Source organism: Streptomyces sp. AC627_RSS907 (assembly GCF_019049165.1).
On the sequence record NZ_JAGMUE010000001.1, the window covers coordinates 1 to 17,005 of the forward strand.

Sequence of the window (17,005 nt, forward strand, 5' to 3'; positions counted from 1 at the left end):
TCATAGTGTTTCGGTGGTCATAGCGTAGGGGAAACGCCCGGTTACATTCCGAACCCGGAAGCTAAGCCTTACAGCGCCGATGGTACTGCAGGGGGGACCCTGTGGGAGAGTAGGACGCCGCCGAACAATTTTTGGTAGAGAGGGGAACCCCGCACCGTTATGGTGCGGGGTTTTCTGCGTCTACTGTCTCTTGTATGCGCTACGACCTGGTTATCTTCGACAACGACGGGGTCCTCGTCGACAGTGAACCGATCTCCAACCGGTTGCTGGCCGGCTACCTGACCGAGCTGGGGCACCCGACGTCGTACGACGACTCCCTCCGGGACTACATGGGGGCCGCGATGCACCGGGTCCATGACCTCATCCTGGAGCGGACGGGGCGTCGGTTGCCCGAGGACTTCGACGACGTCTTCCACGGGCGGGTGTTCGCTGCCTTCGAGCGGGACCTGGAGCCCGTCCCGGGGGCCGTGGACGTGCTCGAGAAGCTCACGGCGGACAGGGTCGCCTACTGCGTGGCTTCTTCCGGGAGCCATGAGCGGATTCGCGTAGGGCACCGGAAGACCGGGCTGGACCGGTGGTTCGACGGCGAGCGGATCTTCAGCTCCCAGGACGTGGGGCGGGGCAAGCCGGCGCCGGACCTGTTCCTGCACGCGGCCGAGCGGATGGGGGTCGCGCCGGAGCGGTGTGTCGTGGTCGAGGACAGTCCGCTCGGCGTGCGGGCGGCTGTCGCGGCCGGGATGGACGTGTACGGATTCACCGCGATGACCCCGTCCGCCAAGCTCGCCGGGGCCACGCGGCTCTTCGGCGACATGGCAGAGCTGGCCGAGCTGCTGGCCTGACCTGAGGCACATCATCCGAGGCGTGGGCGGGCTCCGGCTGGAGCTGAGCCGAATACAGCTCCGGCTGGACCTACCCACGGGTAGGCCGGAGCCCTACGCTCGCCGCCATGACTGATGTGCCGCGGCACGGCAGGGCCTCGCTCGCGTTCGGGTTCTTCGCGCAGGGCGTCGCCTTCGCTCTGCTCGTGACGCGTATCCCGGCCATCCAGGACCGGTACGGCGTCTCCGACGCGCTGCTGCCGGTCTTCCTGGCCGCCGTACCCGTCCTGGCCGGCGTCGGGAGCGTGGCGACCGAGCGGCTGGTACGGCGGGTCCCGCCCAGCCGGTTGCTGCGCTGGTCCCAGCCCGTCGTGCTCCTGGCGCTGCTCGGCGTCGGGGCGGGCGACCGGATGGCGGTGCTGGCGGTGGCGCTGGCCGCCTTCGGGCTCGCGGTGGGGGCGCTGGACGCGTCGATGAACATGCTCGGCGTCAGTCTGCAGCGGGCGTACGGGCGCAGCATCATGCTCGGGTTCCACGCGGCCTACAGCCTCGGCGGGATCCTCGGGGCGTCGCTGGCCTGGGTGGCGGCGCACGGGGAGCTGGCGTTGTGGGTGGCGTACCTGCCGGTCGTGGTGGTGTTGCTGCCGGCCGCGTTGCTGGGGAGCCGGTGGTATGCCGACAGGGAGGGTGCCGGTGGGGCGGGGGAGCCGCAGAAGGGGGAGGCCGTCGGCGTCGGCTTCAAGGTGTTGCTGCCGCTGTGTCTGGTGATGACCTTCGCGTACATCGGGGACTCGACCGTCTCCAACTGGAGCGCGAAGTACCTCCAGGACGTGCTCGGGAGTTCGGAGCAGCTGGCCACCGTGCCGTACAACGTGTACATGGTGACCACGCTGGTGGGGCGGGCCGTCGGGGACCTCGGGGTGCGACGGTTCGGAGCCGTGGCGGTGGTGCGGGGTGGTGCGGTGGTGGCCGCGGGCGGGTTCGCCGTGGTGGCGGGGGCGCCGACGGCCTGGGTGGGGATGCTGGGGTTCACCCTGCTGGGGCTCGGACTGTGCGTGCTGGTGCCGCAGACGTTCGCGGCGGCGGGACGGCTCGCCACTGACGGCCGGCACGGCCCGGGGGCGTCCGACGCGGCGGTGGCACGGCTCAATGTCTTCAACTACGTGGGCTTTCTGGTCGGTTCGCCGCTGGTGGGGGCGCTCGGGGACTCCTGGAGCTACCGCGGGGCCATGCTCGTACCGATGGTGTTGGTCCTGGTGACGCTCGTGTACGCCCGGTCGTTCGAGCCGCGGACCGACCGATACGGTGGCGGGCATGAGCGGTCGCGCACAGCTGATGTGGGACGAGGCAGTAACGGGGTATGACTTCGGCCCGGAGCATCCGATGGATCCCGTCCGGCTGGCCCTGACGCGAAGTCTGGTCGGTGCCCTGGGGCTCGACCGGGAGGTGGACGTCGTCGCCGCGCGACCGGCCGGGGAGTCGACGCTGCGGCTCGTCCACCGGGAGGACTACATCGACGCCGTGCGGGCGGCCTCCGTGGACCCTCGCGCCGCGGACGGGGCGTACGGGCTGGGAACGGTCGACGACCCGGCCTTCGCGGGGATGCACGAGGTGTCCGCACTGATCGCGGGGCAGTCGGTGGGGGCGGCGGAGGCGGTGTGGCATGGGGACGCGCTGCACGCGGTGAACTTCGCGGGCGGGCTGCACCATGCGATGCCGGGCGCGGCGTCCGGGTTCTGCGTCTACAACGACGCGGCGTTGGCGATCGCGCGGCTGTTGGAGCTGGGGGCCGAGCGGGTCGCGTACGTGGATGTGGACGTGCACCACGGGGACGGGGTGCAGGCGGCGTTCTGGGAGGATCCGCGGGTTCTGACGGTCTCGCTGCACGAGCATCCGCGGACGCTGTTCCCGCAGACGGGGTGGCCGCAGGAGACCGGGGCCGACTGCGCGGAGGGTTCGGCGGTGAACGTCGCGTTGCCGGCGGGTACCGGGGACGCCGGGTGGGTGCGGGCCTTCCACGCGGTGGTACCGGAGGTGATCGCGGACTTCCGGCCGCAGGTGCTGGTGACGCAGCACGGGGCGGACACGCACTTCGAGGATCCGCTGGCGCATCTCGCGGTGTCGCTGGACGCGCAGCGGGCGGTGCAGGTGGCGTGCCATGAGCTGGCGCACGAGTACGCCGCGGGGCGGTGGGTGGCGTTGGGCGGGGGCGGATACGCCGTCGTGGACGTGGTGCCGCGGTCGTGGACGCATCTGGTGGGGATCGCGGCCGGGCGGCCGGTGGAGCCGGAGACGGTGATTCCTGAGGGGTGGCGTCAGGAGGTGTTCGCGCGGACCCGGCAGTTGGGGCCGATGCGGATGACGGATGGCCGGTGGCCGGTGTCGTGGGTGCCGTGGGAGGCGGGGTACGACCCTGCGGACCGGCTGGACCAGGCGGTGGTGGCTGCTCGGCGGGCGGTGTTTCCGTTGCGGGGGCTTCTGGCGTGAGGTGAGGTGCCTCGTGGGGGCCCGGTGCCCGCGGCTCACCGGTGTCCGCGGCGCGACCTGCGAGCTCGGCGGCGGGGTTACGCCGACCGTGGGTAGATTCGGGCGTTCCTCGTCGTGAGGGTGGGGGAACCGTCAGCATCGGTTCTGTGCTGACCCGTGGTGCTCTTCGCGCTCATCTTCTGGACGTTCGTCTTGCCGGGGCCGTGGCGACTCCCCGGGAGGTGAGTCTGCGGAGCTACCGGTTGTTCGCCGCCCGGGATCCGCGGGCGCTGATCGGGATCGACCCGGAGGGGGACTGGGGGCACCGGGACCTGCTCGGACTGATGGCGGAGAGGTGTGGGGTTTCGGCCGATCCGCGCGATACTTCGGGTCAGGATGTGATCGATCCCGATCGGACCCTGGCCGCCCTCGATGCCTTCGCCGACCGGCTCGCCGCGGTCGCCGCGCGTCGCGGGCCGGTCCTCCTCGGCACCGGGCACCCGCATCGACTACTCGGTTTCTACGCCACCTTGGCCGAGGCGTTGTCGGCGGCGGGATGTGCCGTCCTCACTCCGGCGCAGGGTCGCTGTGTCGACATAACGACCCGGTTCGGTCTACGCACATACAACCTCGACTACGTCCGAGGAGTCGGGTTGGTGAGGGAACCCGCCGCGGGACGCGCCGGTGGTGAGCCCGGCGCACACACGCATTCGCCGCTCCCGGTTCGTACCGCGCTGGCCGCCGCGGCCGAGGCCGGAGGGCCGCTTCCCGAGCTGGTGATCGGGGACCACGGTTGGGTCTGCGGTGCAGGTCAGCTGGGGTTCGAGGCGGTCGGGCCGGCCGATACGGACGATCCCGCGCTCTTCGTCGGGGAGGCGGAGGGGTCCGTGTCCGTGGCCGTTCCACTTGATGACGCTGTGCGGTCCGAGTACTACCGACCGCTTACCCACTACGTACTCAATCGGGCGTGTCTGTCACGGTAGGGAAGCGATGGGTGCACCTCTTCCCCATTCGCATCACCCGCCCCTACATTGGGGAGTGAGCACGCAGCGACGAAGAGTCACCGGAAGGGGAAGCCGGTGGCCGTCGAGTGCGGAAGGTGCAGGTGTGTCATGGCTGCAGCTGGCGAAAGGCCTCTGAACGAGGTTCAGTTCCTTACCGTGGCGGAGGTCGCCTCGGTGATGCGCGTGTCCAAGATGACCGTGTACCGGTTGGTGCACAGCGGTCATCTGCCCGCGATCCGGGTGGGACGGTCGTTCCGCGTCCCGGAGCAAGCGGTTCACGAGTACCTCCGCGAGAGCTATGTGGGGGTGGAAACGGCCTGACGACCTCGATTACGAGCTCAGCGCTCGGGCGGGTAGGCTAGCCCCTCGTAGGTCGTGTGGGCCCATGGCGCCCAAACAACCGAGTGATGAGAAGTGAGCGAGGGTAGTCGTGGGCTCTGTTATCAAGAAGCGGCGCAAGCGGATGGCCAAGAAGAAGCACCGCAAGCTGCTCAAGCGCACGCGCGTTCAGCGTCGCAACAAGAAGTAGGCGACGCTGCGCCGTCAGCGTGTACCTGTGGCCCCCCACCGCATCCGGTGGGGGGCCACAGTCGTATCCCCGGTAGCGGGGCCTGTCACGACCCGCGATTTCTCGTCACGTGCTGCATCCGGCGGTCATCACGGCGCAACACCGACCGGCTAAGTTGGCCCGCAGGCGGGAACGCGGCAGGGTACGCAGTAGGGCGGAAGAAAGGCGCTGATCTTGGGCAAGATCGTGCTCGTGACCGGGGTGGCCCGTCCGTTGGGGGGCCGGTTCGTGCGGCGCGTCCAGCGTGACCCGGACGTGGACCGGGTCGTCGCCGTGGACGCCGTCGCGCCGGAGCACCATCTGGGCGGCGCCGACTTCGTCCAGGCCGACATCCGGCAGTCGGCCATCGGCCGGGTGCTCGCCGAGACGGGCGCCGACACGGTCGTCCACCTGGACGTCACGGGCACGCCGCTGGGCGGCGGCAGCCGTACGTCGGTCAAGGAGACCAACGTCATCGGCACGATGCAGCTGCTCGGCGCCTGCCAGAAGTCGCCGAGTGTGCAGCGGCTCGTGGTGAAGTCCAGTACGAACGTCTACGGGTCCGCGCCCCGGGACCCGGCCGTCTGCACCGAGACCACCGCGCCCAAGTCGCTGCCCAGCGGCGGCTTCGCCAAGGACGCGGTGGAGGTCGAGGGGTACGTACGGGGCTTCGCCCGTCGCCGGCCCGACGTGGCGGTGACGGTGCTGCGGTTCGCCAACATCCTGGGGCCGGACGCGGACACCCCGCTCGCCTCGTACTTCGGGCTGCCGGTGCTGCCGACGGTGTTCGGGTACGACCCGCGGCTGCAGTTCGTGCACGAGGACGACGTGATCGAGGTGCTGCGCCTCTCCTCGCGCGAGCCGCGCCGGTCCACGCTGAACAGCGGCACCTTCAACATCGCCGGCGACGGGGTCCTGACGCTGTCCCAGTGCTCGCGCCGGCTGGGCCGCCCCACCGTGCCGCTGCTGCTGCCCGCGGTCACCTGGGCGGGCTCGCTCGTGCGTACGCTGGGGATGACGGACTTCTCCCCCGAGCAGATCCGACTGCTCACCCACGGTCGGGTGGTGGACACCACGCAGATGCGAGAAACCCTGGGTTTCCGGCCGAAGTACACGACGGCCGACACGTTCGCGGACTTCGCGCGCGGCCGTGGGGCCGGGCTGCTGCGACCCGAGGCCCTCGCGGGGGCCGTCGACCGGATCGCGGAGCTGTCCCTGCGGGGCAGCGGCCACCTCCCGACGCAGAGCGCCAACTGAGGAGCGCATCAACGATGGCGGACGCCAAGGTCATTCCGTTCGACGACGACCGGTCCCGGGGGAGCGGCGCGAGCGGCGGGGGCGAGGGTCAGCGCCCGGCGCGACGCCGTGGCGGGGGAGGCCGGCGCAAGGGCACGGCGGCGGACGCGGTGCCGGTACGCGAGGTGCAGCCGCTGCCGGTGCGGGGGGCCGCCACGCAGGACGACGTCCCCGTGGCGGACGAGTCGCCCGGGACGCCCGCGCCGCGGTCGCGGGACGCGGACGGCGGTCTGGAGCGGCGTATCGCGGGCGGCCTCGCCTTCCTGCGCCGCCGGCTCACCGGCGACTACGAGGTCGACGACTTCGGCTACGACGCCGAGCTCACCGACCAGGTGCTGATGTCCCTGCTGCGCCCGGTGTACGAGAAGTACTTCCGGGTCGAGGTGAAGGGCGTGGAGAACATCCCGGCCGAGGGCGGCGCGCTGATCGTCGCCAACCACTCCGGGACGCTGCCGCTGGACGGTCTGATGATGCAGGTCGCCGTGCACGACCACCATCCGGGCGACCGGCATCTGCGCCTGCTGGCGGCGGACCTGGTGTTCGTGCTGCCGGTGGTCAACGAGCTGGCCCGCAAGCTGGGACACACCCTGGCCTGCGCGGAGGACGCCGAGCGCCTGCTCGCGCAGGGGGAGCTGGTCGGCGTGATGCCGGAGGGCTTCAAGGGCATTGGCAAGCCGTTCAGCGAGCGGTACAAGCTCCAGCGGTTCGGGCGCGGCGGTTTCGTCTCCACGGCGCTGCGGCAGGGTGCGCCGATCATCCCCTGCTCGGTGGTGGGGGCGGAGGAGATCTACCCGATGATCGGCAACGCCAAGACGCTGGCACGGCTGCTGGGCTTCCCGTACTTCCCGCTGACGCCGACCTTCCCGTGGCTCGGTCCGCTGGGTGCGGTGCCGTTGCCGACGAAGTGGACGATCCAGTTCGGTGAGCCGATCCGCACGGACGGCTATCCGCCGGAGGCCGCCGAGGACCCCATGCTGATGTTCAACCTCACCGACCAGGTGCGGGAGCAGATCCAGCACACGCTCTACAAGCTGCTGGTGCAGCGGCGGTCGGTGTTCTTCTGAACCGGTGTTCTTCTGTGCCGGTGTTCTTCTGTGCCGACGGTCTTCTGTGTCGGCGGTCTTCTGACAGGTGCCGGTACGACGGTGGGGGTGCCCCTTGCGCAGGGGCACCCCCACCGTCTCATTCCGCGTCCTCCGCTTCGATGCCCAGGCCGGGCAGGAGGCCCGGGAGCAGCGGGGGGAGGGTGACGTCGGGCTCGGCGGGCGGGGTGGTGGCGCCCGTGGACGGGGAGGCGCCGCCGGGGTCCTCGGGCGGGTCGAGCAGGTCGCCGGTGCCGCCGCCGAGCAGCCCGTCGTCCTGGCCGGGGGCGGCCGACTCGCTGGGGCGTCCGCTGTCGGGGCGCCCGTCGTCGGGCGTGCCGGTGTCGGAGGCGCCGGGCGTCGGCGAGGGGCCGGAGCCGGGGGTGCCGGTGGTCGTCGGCTCCGAACCGCTCGGTTCGCCGGCGTCCCCGCTGTCGTCGTCCTGGGCCGGTGGCTGCGGCAGCATGGACTGCAGCGGGGCCACGTCGTCCTCTATGGCGTCGAGCACCGACGAGACCTGCTCGCTGACGTCCCCGAGCTGCACGGGCAGCCGCTCGCGCAGTGCTCCCCACGTCTCCCGGTGGTTGCGGGAGAAGGCGGAGAGGGCCTGCATGGGGGCCAGCGATTCGGGGTCGCGGGCGTAGGCCGCGCTGAGCAGGCGGTGGCCCTCGGACGCGTCGTGCCGCATGCCGGACAGGGCGCGGCGGACCTCGCCGAGCGATTCGTGGTCCAGGGGCCCGCCACGATCGCGCTCCATCAGGCGGCGTGCCTCGCTCAGCCGGGTCGACGCCAGGTCCAGGTAGGCCCGGCCGCGCTCGTCGTCCCCGTCGGCGAGGCCGAGGCGGAAGTCCTCTATGCCGCGCTTGAGGCCGTAGAGCGAGTCGCCGGGCAGGGCGTCCGAACTGGCGGCGGCGACTCCTCCGAAGGCTCCGGCGGCCACACTCACGCTCAGCCCGCCCGCGGTGAGGCCCTTGGCCAGCCGCGAGCGCGGCCGGAACCTCTTCAGCGGGGTCGCCCGGTGGGTGCCGCGCGCCCGGCGCTGCTCCGGAACGGACGTGTCCGTCGCCCCGCCGCCCGCGGTGCCCTCCTGCAGCATGGCCTCGAAAGCGGCCACCAACTGGGCCCGCTGGACGACCTTGACCTCGGGGTCCAGCTCGGGCCGGGGCAGCGTCCGCAGGCCGGTGGCGAGGGTCAGTAGACGACCCTGCTCGGTCTGCTCCGCGTCGGCCCCGGTGGTCGCCGGTCCTTCGGACTGCTCGGCCGCCGCCCCGGGATCGGACTGCTCCTCCAGAGCCTGGGCGAAGGCGCTCGCCCGCCGGTGTGCCGATACGTTCGCGATCACTGGCGGCACCTCCTCTCGTCATGACGGTCGACTCCCCAGGGGGTCCTGAGGGTTGCACCCCCTGATCGGGGCCACTCGATCGTGTGATCGGCGTCGGCCAGGGAGTGACCACAGGGAGCCTGCATCCCGCACAACGAGCGGCGCGGCACTTGGGTTACGGACCGTGGGGGATCGGACCGTGGACTCAACTGGCGCTCACTAGAGGTGATTTGACGAGTGCGGAGAGTGGGTGAAGAGTTCCGGTGCGGCGCGTCGAGGGCGCCGGGAGCTCAGCGCGCGTCGTCCGGGAGCAGTCGGGCGAGGGTGCGTACGGCCCGGTACTGGAGCGTCTTGATGGCGCCCTCGTTCTTGCCCATGACGCGGGCGGTCTCGGCGACCGAGAGGCCTTGCAGGAAGCGCAGGGTCACGCACTCCTGCTGCTGCGGGTTGAGTCGTCGTACGGCGTCGAGCAGGGCGGCGTTGGAGAGGGATTCGAGGACGGAGTCCTCGGGGGAGCGCTCGACCTCGTTCGCGTCGAGCATCTCGCCGGTGGTGACCTCCAGCCGGAAGCGGCTGGACTTGAAGTGGTCCGCGACCAGGTTGCGGGCGATGGTGACGAGCCAGGCGCCGAAGTCGCGGCCCTGCCAGGTGAAGGTGCCGATGCGCCGCAGGGCCCGCAGGAAGGTCTCGCTGGTGAGGTCCTCGGCGGTCGCCTTGCCGCCCACGCGGTAGTAGATGTAGCGGTAGACGGTGTCGCTGTACTGGTCGTAGAGCCGGCCGAAGGCGTCGGCCTCGCCCGCCTGGGCCCGCTCGACCAGGTCCATCATGCGGGCGCTGTCGCTGTCGGCGGCGGGGCGGCGGTGGGTGGTGGCGGCCCCGGACGAGGACGAACGCGCGCGTCTGCCGACGGCGGCGCTGCCCTCGGCCAGGGCGTAGCACGGGCCGACGGGGGCGGTGGCCGTGGCAAGGGCCGGGACGGCATACGCGGTGGGGACGAGGCCGCGCAACAATTCTTGGGCTGATTTGACCGTTGCGCGCAGCGTAGCCAGGCCCGAGGCGTCAACCCCGACGTGTGGGTACACGGGACTCCCAGAGGCAGAGCTTCCATCACGTGCAGTACGGAACCATTCACCCGTCGTGGCGACGGTAGGGCACCGGAATGCGTCTGAGGAGAATAACGCTTCGTGCAGGCTCTGCTACGCCCAGTTGCTCAAATCATCGATTACGTCGCTTCTGTGCCCGATTGACGCTCGTTCAGGTGCGCCAGAACGATCGATTGATGACCGAAATGGCCCGGATTCTTGATGGCTACAGAACGTGTTGTGCTCGATGTGGGTAAGGGGCGGGCAAAGGGGGCTGGAGGGGTGTCTCGCGGGGACGTCACACGGAACGGACCGGGGCGGACCGCGTCACCGGCGGCGGCGGTGCAGCGCGATGGCCGCCGCGGTGCCGCCGGCCACCGCGCCGACGCCCGCGGCCGCGGGGATGCCGACCTTGGCCGCCTTGCGGCCCGTGCGGTAGTCGCGCAGGCGCCATTCCAGCTCGCGGGCGTGCTTGCGCAGCTTGGAGTCCGGGTTGATCGCGTAGGGGTGGCCGACGAGCGACAGCATCGGGATGTCGTTGTGGGAGTCGCTGTAGGCGGCGCAGCGGGACAGGTCCAGGCCCTCCGCCGCCGCGAGCGCCCGCACCGCCTCGGCCTTCGCCGGGCCGTGCAGCGGTTCGCCGACCAGCCTGCCCGTGTAGACGCCGCCGATCGACTCGGCCACCGTGCCGAGCGCGCCGGTCAGGCCGAGGCGGCGGGCGATCACCTGGGCGATCTCCACCGGCGCCGCCGTGACCAGCCAGACCTTCTGGCCCGCGTCCAGGTGGGCCTGCGCCAGCGCGCGGGTGCCCGGCCAGATCCGCTCGGCCATGTACTCGTCGTAGATCTCCTCGCCGATGGACCGCAGCTCGGAGACGCGGTGGCCCTTGACGATCGACAGCGCGGAGTCGCGGGCGTCCTGCATGTGCTCGGGGTCCTCGATGCCGGCGAGCCGGAACCACGCCTGCTGCCAGGCGAACCGGGCCAGGTCGCGGGTCTCGAAGAACTTCCGCTTGTACAGGCCGCGGCCGAAGTGGAACAGCGCGGCGCCCTGCATCACGGTGTTGTCGAGGTCGAAGAAGGCAGCGGCTCTGTCGTCGCCGTGGACCGGGAAGTCCGGCTCCTCGCCGGCGGTGGCGGTTCCGGTGTCTTCCTGGGTGGACTTGCGGGCTGCCTCCGCCGAGGCCTCGCCTGCCAACACGCTCCGCGCCGTGGCGGAGCGCCTACGGGGAGAGAGCCATCCGAGAGCGGCCATGTCCGTGAGCATAGCCAGTTTGTTCGGAGGCTTCGGAGTCGAGAGGTTCGCAGGCCGTGAACTCTGGGCGACCGCGCCGTTAAAGGGCCGGTTCCACAGGCGTGTCGGCGTGCCGGTTCGGCGGGCGGGCCGCTCACCGCCGGAGGGCCGGCCGGTGTCGCCGTGCGCGCGAGAATGGGCGGCATGAGTCCCCTCTTCCGACGGAAGCCCGCGCAGACCCCGCAGACCCCGCAGGCCCCGCAGTCCTCTCAGTACTCCGAGAACCATCTCGTCACCCTCATCCGCAAACCCGGCTGCCATCTGTGTGATGACGCACAGCTCGTCGTCGAGAAGGTGTGCGGCGACCTCGGTGTCCCCTGGGAAGGGAAGGACATCACCCAGGACCCCCGACTCCATGACGAGTACTGGGAGCAGATTCCGGTCGTCCTAGTCGACGGCAGGCAGCACACCTTCTGGCGTGTGAACGAGGAACGGCTGCGCAAGGCACTGACCGAGTAGTCCGAGTAGTCCGGATGGTCGCTTAGGATCGATGGCGACTTGGTCTCGGGGGCGTTGATCGTGAGGAGTGTGTGCGGCTTTGCCCCCGATGGGAAAGGAACGCGTGTGCGCGTGCGCCGGTTCCCGGTTCGCGCGCCGGGGGCGCGTGAGCCCGGTCACGTTGGCCGGGCAAATCGGACACCATCTTTGTGCACGCGTTCACAAAGACATAGCCTGCAGTCGACGGGGCGGTCATGTAGGGACGTATGACCGCCTACAGCCCCGCTCTACCCGCAGGAGCACCGTGGCAACTGGCCGAACACACCGACCGGCGACCCGCAGCCGAGGGATTCCCGAGGCCACCGTCGCCAGGCTTCCGCTGTACCTCCGGGCACTCACCGCACTGTCGGAGCGCTCGGTGCCCACGGTCTCCTCCGAGGAGCTGGCGGCCGCGGCGGGAGTCAACTCCGCGAAGCTGCGCAAGGACTTCTCCTACCTCGGTTCCTACGGGACCCGTGGCGTCGGCTACGACGTCGAGTATCTCGTCTACCAGATCTCCCGCGAACTCGGCCTGACCCAGGACTGGCCGGTTGTGATCGTAGGAATCGGTAACCTCGGCGCCGCACTCGCCAACTACGGCGGGTTCGCGTCCCGTGGGTTCCGGGTCGCCGCGCTCATCGACGCCGACCCGCAGATGGCCGGAAAGCCCGTCGCCGGCATCCCGGTGCAGCACACCGACGAGCTGGAGAAGATCATCCAGGACGACGGTGTCTCGATCGGCGTGATCGCGACCCCCGCCGGTGCCGCCCAGCAGGTCTGCGACCGGCTCGTGGCCGCCGGTGTCACCTCCATCCTGAACTTCGCGCCGACCGTGCTGAACGTCCCCGAGGGCGTCGACGTGCGCAAGGTCGACCTCTCCATCGAGCTGCAGATCCTCGCCTTCCACGAGCAGCGCAAGGCGGGCGAGGAGGCCGCGGCCGACGCCGGTGTCGTGCCGCCCGCCGCCGCCCGCAAGCAGCACCCCACCGACCAGGGACCCGACGGGGACGTGCCCGCCGTGATGCCGGCATGAGCCTCCTCGTCGTCGGACTGAGTCACCGCAGCGCCCCCGTCAGCGTTCTGGAGCGGGCCTCCCTCAGCGCGGACGCGCAGCTCAAGCTGCTCCAGGACACGGTCGCCGCCGAACCGGCCACCGAGGCCGCGGTGCTGGCCACCTGCAACCGCATCGAGCTGTACGCCGACGTGGACAAGTTCCACGCCGGTGTCGCCGAGCTGTCCACGCTGCTCGCCCAGCACAGCGGGGTCGGCCTGGAGGAGCTCACTCCTTATCTCTACGTGCACTACGAGGACCGTGCCGTCCACCACCTGTTCTCGGTGGCCTGCGGCCTCGACTCGATGGTGGTCGGCGAGGGCCAGATCCTCGGCCAGATAAAGGACTCCCTGGCCCGCGCCCAGGACCTGCACACCGCCGGGCGACTCCTCAACGACCTGTTCCAGCAGGCGCTGCGGGTCGGCAAGCGCGCCCACTCCGAGACCGGCATCGACCGCGCCGGGCAGTCCCTGGTCACCTTCGGCCTGGAGCAGCTGGCCGCCGGGGCGGACGTGCGGCAGTGGGCCGCGGGCAAGAAGGCCCTGGTCATCGGCGCCGGTTCGATGTCCTCACTGGCCGCCGCCACGCTGGCGCGCGCGGGTGTCGCCGAGATCGTCGTCGCCAACCGCACCTTCGAGCGCGCCGAGCGGCTCGCACAGATCCTGACCGAGGGCGACGACACGGACGTGCTGGCCCGCGCGGTACCGATGGACGCGGTGCCGCTCGAGCTGACACGTGCCGACGTGGCCGTCTCCTGCACCGGCGCGACCGGGCTCGTCCTCACGGCGGGCGCCGTGGCGGCGACGGTGGAGGGCCGGACCGGGGCCGCGGTCGCCGCGTCCGGTACGGACCGCCGTACCGCCGCGGACGCGGGCCCGGCCGGGACCGGGAGCGCGCTGCCGCCCACGGGCGTCGGCACCGACGAGAACTGCCCGCTCGACCTGTCCGCCGTACCGACCGGCTTCTCCGTCATGGGGGAGGCCGCCGTGGCCGGCATGGACGCGGCGACGCTGGAGCAGCACGGGGCCTGGGCCGCGGGCGGTACGGCGGTGGAGCGGACGCGCGAGGCCGGACGGCCGGGGCCCGAGGCGGACGCCGAGCTGATCGGCGCGCTCGCCGCGACGGCCGCGAGCGTCGGCCGGATCCCCGAGCGGCGCCGCCCCGAACCGGTCGCCGAGGTGCCGCGCTCCGAGCCCGTGCTCTTCCTCCTCGACCTCGCCATGCCGCGCGACATCGACGCCGCCGTGCACCGGCTGGCCGCGGTGCGCCTGGTCGACATCGAGTCGCTCGCCGACGCGTCGGCCGACGCGCCGATGGCCGCCGACGTCGACATGGTCCGCCGGATCGTCGCCGACGAGGTCGCGGCCTTCGGCGCCGCCCAGCGGGCCGCGCACATCACGCCGACCGTCGTCGCGCTGCGCAGCATGGCCGCCGACGTCGTGGCCGGCGAGATCGCCCGGCTGGAGGGGCGGCTGCCGGGCCTCGACGACAAGCACCGCGCCGAGATCACCCAGACCGTCAAGCGTGTGGTCGACAAGCTGCTGCACGCGCCGACGGTGCGGGTCAAGCAGCTCGCCGCCGAGCCCGGCGGTGCCGGGTACGCGGACGCGCTGCGCACCCTGTTCGACCTCGACCCCGAGACGGTGGCCTCCGTCTCCCGCGCCGAGAACAGCACTGAGAAGAACCGAGGGCCGGCATGACTGAGAAGGCACTGAGGCTGGGGACCAGGCGGAGCAAGCTCGCCATGGCCCAGTCCGGGCAGGTGGCGGACGCCGTGAGCCAGGTGACCGGTCGGCCCGTTGAGCTGGTCGAGATCACCACGTACGGCGACACGTCGCGTGAGCACCTGGCGCAGATCGGCGGCACGGGTGTGTTCGTGGCCGCGCTGCGCGACGCGTTGCTGCGGGGTGAGGTGGACTTCGCGGTTCACTCGCTCAAGGACCTCCCCACCGCGCGGCACGAGGGGCTGGTGGTGGCGGCCGTGCCCGAGCGCGAGGACCCGCGGGACGTGGTCGTCGCCCGGGACGCGCGCAAGCTCACCGACCTGCCCCGCGGGGCGCGCATAGGCACCGGAGCGCCGCGCCGCATGGCCCAGCTGAACGCGTACGCCCGCACCCACGGGCTGGAGATCGAGACGGTCCCGATCCGGGGCAACGTCGACACGCGCATCGGATACGTCCGCAGCGGTGAGCTCGACGCGGTCGTGCTGGCCGCCGCCGGACTGAACCGGGTGGGACGCATCGACGAGGTGACCGACTTCCTGTCGGTCGACACGGTTTTGCCGGCCCCCGGCCAGGGGGCCCTGGCGGTCGAGTGCAGGGCGGGGCACACCGCCCAAGACGCTGCGCTCATCGCCGCGCTCGCCGAGCTCGACGACCCGTTCACGCGGGTCGCCGTAACGGCCGAGCGGTCACTGCTCGCCGCCCTGGAGGCCGGTTGCAGCGCACCCGTGGGTGCGCTGGCCGACCTTCCCCCACTCTCGGCTCCGCTCGAGCGGGGGGACCCCCAGGCCGACAGGCAGATTGTCAAGGAAATGCGCCTGCGCGGCGTCGTCGGCACGACCGACGGCTCGACGCTGGTGCAGTTGTCCACCACCGGTCCCGTGCCCGAGACGCACGAGGCGGCGCTGGCACTCGGTCGCGAACTCGCCACCGAGATGCTCGCCCAGGGCGCGGCCGGTCTGATGGGGGAGCGAGCACATTGAGCCCCACCACCTTTCCCGCCGGTCCGGAACACGGGCACGTCACCTTCCTCGGTGCCGGACCCGGAGATCCGGGACTGCTGACTCTGCGCGCCGTGGAGGCGCTGGCGCACGCGGACGTCCTCGTCGCCGAGCACGAGGTGCTCGACGTCGTACGCACGCATGCGCGGCAGGGCGTGGCCGAGATGCACACGGATGCCGATCCGTCGGATCCGGGCGCAGGCACGCCCCAGCTGACGGTTGTTGACGGCGCGTCAACGACCGTCGGCATCCCCGCTGTGCGGGATGCCGCACATCTTGTCATGGAGGCCGCGCGGGGCGGCAGGCGGGTCGTGCGTGCGGTGACCGGGGACCCCGGGCTCGACACGGACGCCGCCGAGGAGATGCTGGCGTGCGCCGCCGCCGGGGTGCCCTTCGAGGTCGTCCCCGGTATCGCGAACGCCGTCGGTGTGCCCGCGTACGCCGGTGTGCCGCTGCGTGACGCCGAGGGCACCGACGTGCGGTTCGTGGACGCCCGTACGGCGTCGGCCCGCTGCTGGACCGAGGTGGGTGCCTCCGACTGCACGGTCGTGGTGTCGACGACGCTCGACTCGGTGGCCGCGGCCGCCGGTGAGCTGGTGTCGGCCGGCCGCAAGCCGGACACCCCGCTGACGGTGACGATCGCCGGTACGACGACGCGGCAGCGCACCTGGTCGGCGACGCTCGGCACGGTCGCGCAGACGCTGAAGCAGGCGAAGGTCCTGCCGTCCCCGGACGGTGGCCGGCCGGTCATAGCCGTGGTCGGCGAGCGCTCCGCCGCCGCCCGGCGCGACCAGTTGTCGTGGTTCGAGTCCAAGCCGCTGTTCGGCTGGAAGGTCCTCGTGCCGCGCACGAAGGAGCAGGCGGCGTCGCTCTCCGACCAGCTGCGCTCGTACGGGGCCGTGCCGAGCGAGGTGCCGACCATCGCGGTCGAGCCGCCGCGCACCCCGCAGCAGATGGAGCGGGCGGTCAAGGGTCTGGTGACGGGCCGCTACGAGTGGATCGCGTTCACCTCGGTCAACGCGGTGAAGGCGGTCCGGGAGAAGTTCGAGGAGTACGGTCTCGACGCCCGTGCCTTCGCGGGCATCAAGGTCGCCGCGGTGGGCGAGCAGACCGCCAAGGCCCTCATCGCCTTCGGTGTGAAGCCGGACCTGGTCCCGAGCGGCGAGCAGTCGGCGGCGGGCCTGCTGGAGGACTGGCCGCCGTACGACCCGGTGTTCGACCCGATCGACCGCGTCTTCCTGCCGCGTGCCGACATCGCCACCGAGACCCTGGTGGCGGGGCTGATCGAGCTGGGCTGGGAGGTCGACGACGTCACCGCCTACCGGACGGTGCGCGCCTCGCCGCCGCCGGCCGCGACGCGGGAGGCGATCAAGGGCGGCGGCTTCGACGCGGTGCTCTTCACCTCGTCGTCCACGGTGCGGAACCTGGTGGGCATCGCCGGCAAGCCGCACAACGTCACGGTGATCGCCTGTATCGGCCCGGCGACCGCCAAGACGGCCGAGGAGCACGGGCTGCGGGTCGACGTCATGGCTCCCGAGCCGTCCGTCCACAAGCTGGCGGAGGCCCTGGCGGACTTCGGCCTGCGGCGCCGCGCGGCGGCCCTGGAGGCCGGGGACCCGGTGACGCGGCCGAGCGAGCGGCGGCCGGGGGCACGGAGGCGTCGGTCGACGACCTGAGGTGACGTGAGGTGAGGCGGGGGCGCTCCTTGGGGGCGCCCCCGCTTTTTTGGTGGTGGGGGCGTTTGTGCCACGCCGGGCTCCGGCAGGGTGGAGGGGCGGTCGTCGGGGCCGGGACAAACGCTCCGATCGCGTGCGCGGGCGCGCGGCGAGGGTGCGGCGGCGGGGAA

16 protein-coding genes and 1 rRNA gene are annotated in these 17,005 nt (G+C 71.6%); 14 read left to right on the forward strand and 3 right to left on the reverse strand.

Annotation, left to right across the window (positions count from 1 at the left end; translation table 11 throughout):
- Positions 1 to 9 precede the first annotated feature (9 nt).
- From rrf to KUM32_RS00045, 9 genes are all read left to right on the forward strand, one after another.
- Positions 10 to 126: ribosomal RNA gene (rrf, locus tag KUM32_RS00005) — 5S ribosomal RNA — on the forward strand.
- A gap of 68 nt (positions 127 to 194) precedes the next feature.
- Complete coding sequence (locus tag KUM32_RS00010) at positions 195 to 839, forward strand: HAD family phosphatase (protein ID WP_217139617.1); 645 nt, start codon at positions 195 to 197, stop codon at positions 837 to 839.
- 107 nt (positions 840 to 946) lie between these two features.
- Positions 947 to 2,182, forward strand: a complete 1,236-nt coding sequence (locus KUM32_RS00015) for an MFS transporter (protein ID WP_217139618.1) — start codon at positions 947 to 949, stop codon at positions 2,180 to 2,182.
- Positions 2,133 to 3,305, forward strand: coding sequence for an acetoin utilization protein AcuC (locus KUM32_RS00020; RefSeq protein WP_217139619.1), 1,173 nt, complete (start codon positions 2,133 to 2,135; stop codon positions 3,303 to 3,305). Before KUM32_RS00015 ends, KUM32_RS00020 begins: the two co-directional genes overlap by 50 nt.
- Before the next feature lie 146 nt (positions 3,306 to 3,451).
- Positions 3,452 to 4,267 carry a phosphatase gene (locus KUM32_RS00025; RefSeq protein WP_217139620.1) on the forward strand — a complete coding sequence of 272 codons (816 nt, stop codon included), beginning with the start codon at positions 3,452 to 3,454 and terminating at the stop codon, positions 4,265 to 4,267.
- Between the two features lie 129 nt (positions 4,268 to 4,396).
- Positions 4,397 to 4,609 carry a helix-turn-helix domain-containing protein gene (locus KUM32_RS00030; protein ID WP_004984898.1) on the forward strand — a complete coding sequence of 71 codons (213 nt, stop codon included), beginning with the start codon at positions 4,397 to 4,399 and terminating at the stop codon, positions 4,607 to 4,609.
- A gap of 109 nt (positions 4,610 to 4,718) precedes the next feature.
- Positions 4,719 to 4,817, forward strand: coding sequence for a 30S ribosomal protein bS22 (locus KUM32_RS00035; RefSeq protein WP_003948845.1), 99 nt, complete (start codon positions 4,719 to 4,721; stop codon positions 4,815 to 4,817).
- A 213-nt stretch (positions 4,818 to 5,030) separates the two neighbouring features.
- A complete protein-coding gene (locus KUM32_RS00040; protein WP_217139621.1) occupies positions 5,031 to 6,092 on the forward strand; it encodes an NAD-dependent epimerase/dehydratase family protein in 1,062 nt (353 codons plus the stop codon).
- A 14-nt stretch (positions 6,093 to 6,106) separates the two neighbouring features.
- Complete coding sequence (locus KUM32_RS00045; protein WP_217139622.1) at positions 6,107 to 7,195, forward strand: lysophospholipid acyltransferase family protein; 1,089 nt, start codon at positions 6,107 to 6,109, stop codon at positions 7,193 to 7,195.
- 118 nt (positions 7,196 to 7,313) lie between these two features.
- Here KUM32_RS00045 and KUM32_RS00050 read toward each other — a convergent pair whose 3' ends face one another.
- The 3 genes from KUM32_RS00050 to KUM32_RS00060 all read right to left on the reverse strand — a co-directional run bounded on the left by KUM32_RS00050 (position 7,314) and on the right by KUM32_RS00060 (position 10,870).
- Positions 7,314 to 8,555, reverse strand: coding sequence for a DUF5667 domain-containing protein (locus tag KUM32_RS00050; protein ID WP_217139623.1), 1,242 nt, complete (start codon positions 8,553 to 8,555; stop codon positions 7,314 to 7,316).
- A gap of 269 nt (positions 8,556 to 8,824) precedes the next feature.
- Positions 8,825 to 9,616, reverse strand: a complete 792-nt coding sequence (locus KUM32_RS00055) for an ECF subfamily RNA polymerase sigma factor, BldN family (RefSeq protein ID WP_217139624.1) — start codon at positions 9,614 to 9,616, stop codon at positions 8,825 to 8,827.
- A gap of 327 nt (positions 9,617 to 9,943) precedes the next feature.
- A complete protein-coding gene (locus KUM32_RS00060) occupies positions 9,944 to 10,870 on the reverse strand; it encodes an HAD family phosphatase (RefSeq protein ID WP_217139625.1) in 927 nt (308 codons plus the stop codon).
- Between the two features lie 183 nt (positions 10,871 to 11,053).
- Between KUM32_RS00060 and KUM32_RS00065 the strand changes: the two genes are divergently transcribed.
- The 5 genes from KUM32_RS00065 to KUM32_RS00085 all read left to right on the forward strand — a co-directional run bounded on the left by KUM32_RS00065 (position 11,054) and on the right by KUM32_RS00085 (position 16,835).
- The gene (locus KUM32_RS00065; RefSeq protein ID WP_374227469.1) at positions 11,054 to 11,368 is read left to right on the forward strand and encodes a glutaredoxin family protein; all 315 of its coding nucleotides are present in this window, start codon (positions 11,054 to 11,056) and stop codon (positions 11,366 to 11,368) included.
- A gap of 283 nt (positions 11,369 to 11,651) precedes the next feature.
- Positions 11,652 to 12,419: a redox-sensing transcriptional repressor Rex gene (locus tag KUM32_RS00070; RefSeq protein ID WP_217139626.1), complete on the forward strand. Its 768-nt coding sequence runs from the start codon at positions 11,652 to 11,654 to the stop codon at positions 12,417 to 12,419.
- On the forward strand, positions 12,416 to 14,137 hold the full coding sequence (locus KUM32_RS00075; protein ID WP_217139627.1) for a glutamyl-tRNA reductase: 1,722 nt from the start codon (positions 12,416 to 12,418) through the stop codon (positions 14,135 to 14,137). Before KUM32_RS00070 ends, KUM32_RS00075 begins: the two co-directional genes overlap by 4 nt.
- Positions 14,134 to 15,141 (forward strand): hydroxymethylbilane synthase, encoded by a 1,008-nt coding sequence (gene hemC / locus KUM32_RS00080; protein WP_217139628.1) that lies wholly within the window; start codon positions 14,134 to 14,136, stop codon positions 15,139 to 15,141. Before KUM32_RS00075 ends, hemC begins: the two co-directional genes overlap by 4 nt.
- Positions 15,138 to 16,835: a uroporphyrinogen-III synthase gene (locus KUM32_RS00085; RefSeq protein WP_217139629.1), complete on the forward strand. Its 1,698-nt coding sequence runs from the start codon at positions 15,138 to 15,140 to the stop codon at positions 16,833 to 16,835. Before hemC ends, KUM32_RS00085 begins: the two co-directional genes overlap by 4 nt.
- Positions 16,836 to 17,005: the final 170 nt, after the last annotated feature.

What these genes read in the sequence shown, in the direction of transcription:
- KUM32_RS00010 (WP_217139617.1), top strand. Translation starts at nt 195, where the DNA reads ATGCGCTACGACCTGGTTATCTTCGACAACGACGGGGTCCTCGTCGAC.
- KUM32_RS00015 (WP_217139618.1), top strand. Translation starts at nt 947, where the DNA reads ATGACTGATGTGCCGCGGCACGGCAGGGCCTCGCTCGCGTTCGGGTTC.
- KUM32_RS00020 (WP_217139619.1), top strand. Translation starts at nt 2,133, where the DNA reads ATGAGCGGTCGCGCACAGCTGATGTGGGACGAGGCAGTAACGGGGTAT.
- KUM32_RS00030 (WP_004984898.1), top strand. Translation starts at nt 4,397, where the DNA reads ATGGCTGCAGCTGGCGAAAGGCCTCTGAACGAGGTTCAGTTCCTTACC.
- KUM32_RS00045 (WP_217139622.1), top strand. Translation starts at nt 6,107, where the DNA reads ATGGCGGACGCCAAGGTCATTCCGTTCGACGACGACCGGTCCCGGGGG.
- KUM32_RS00060 (WP_217139625.1), bottom strand. Translation starts at nt 10,870, where the DNA reads ATGGCCGCTCTCGGATGGCTCTCTCCCCGTAGGCGCTCCGCCACGGCG.
- KUM32_RS00065 (WP_374227469.1), top strand. Translation starts at nt 11,054, where the DNA reads ATGAGTCCCCTCTTCCGACGGAAGCCCGCGCAGACCCCGCAGACCCCG.
- KUM32_RS00075 (WP_217139627.1), top strand. Translation starts at nt 12,416, where the DNA reads ATGAGCCTCCTCGTCGTCGGACTGAGTCACCGCAGCGCCCCCGTCAGC.
- hemC (WP_217139628.1), top strand. Translation starts at nt 14,134, where the DNA reads ATGACTGAGAAGGCACTGAGGCTGGGGACCAGGCGGAGCAAGCTCGCC.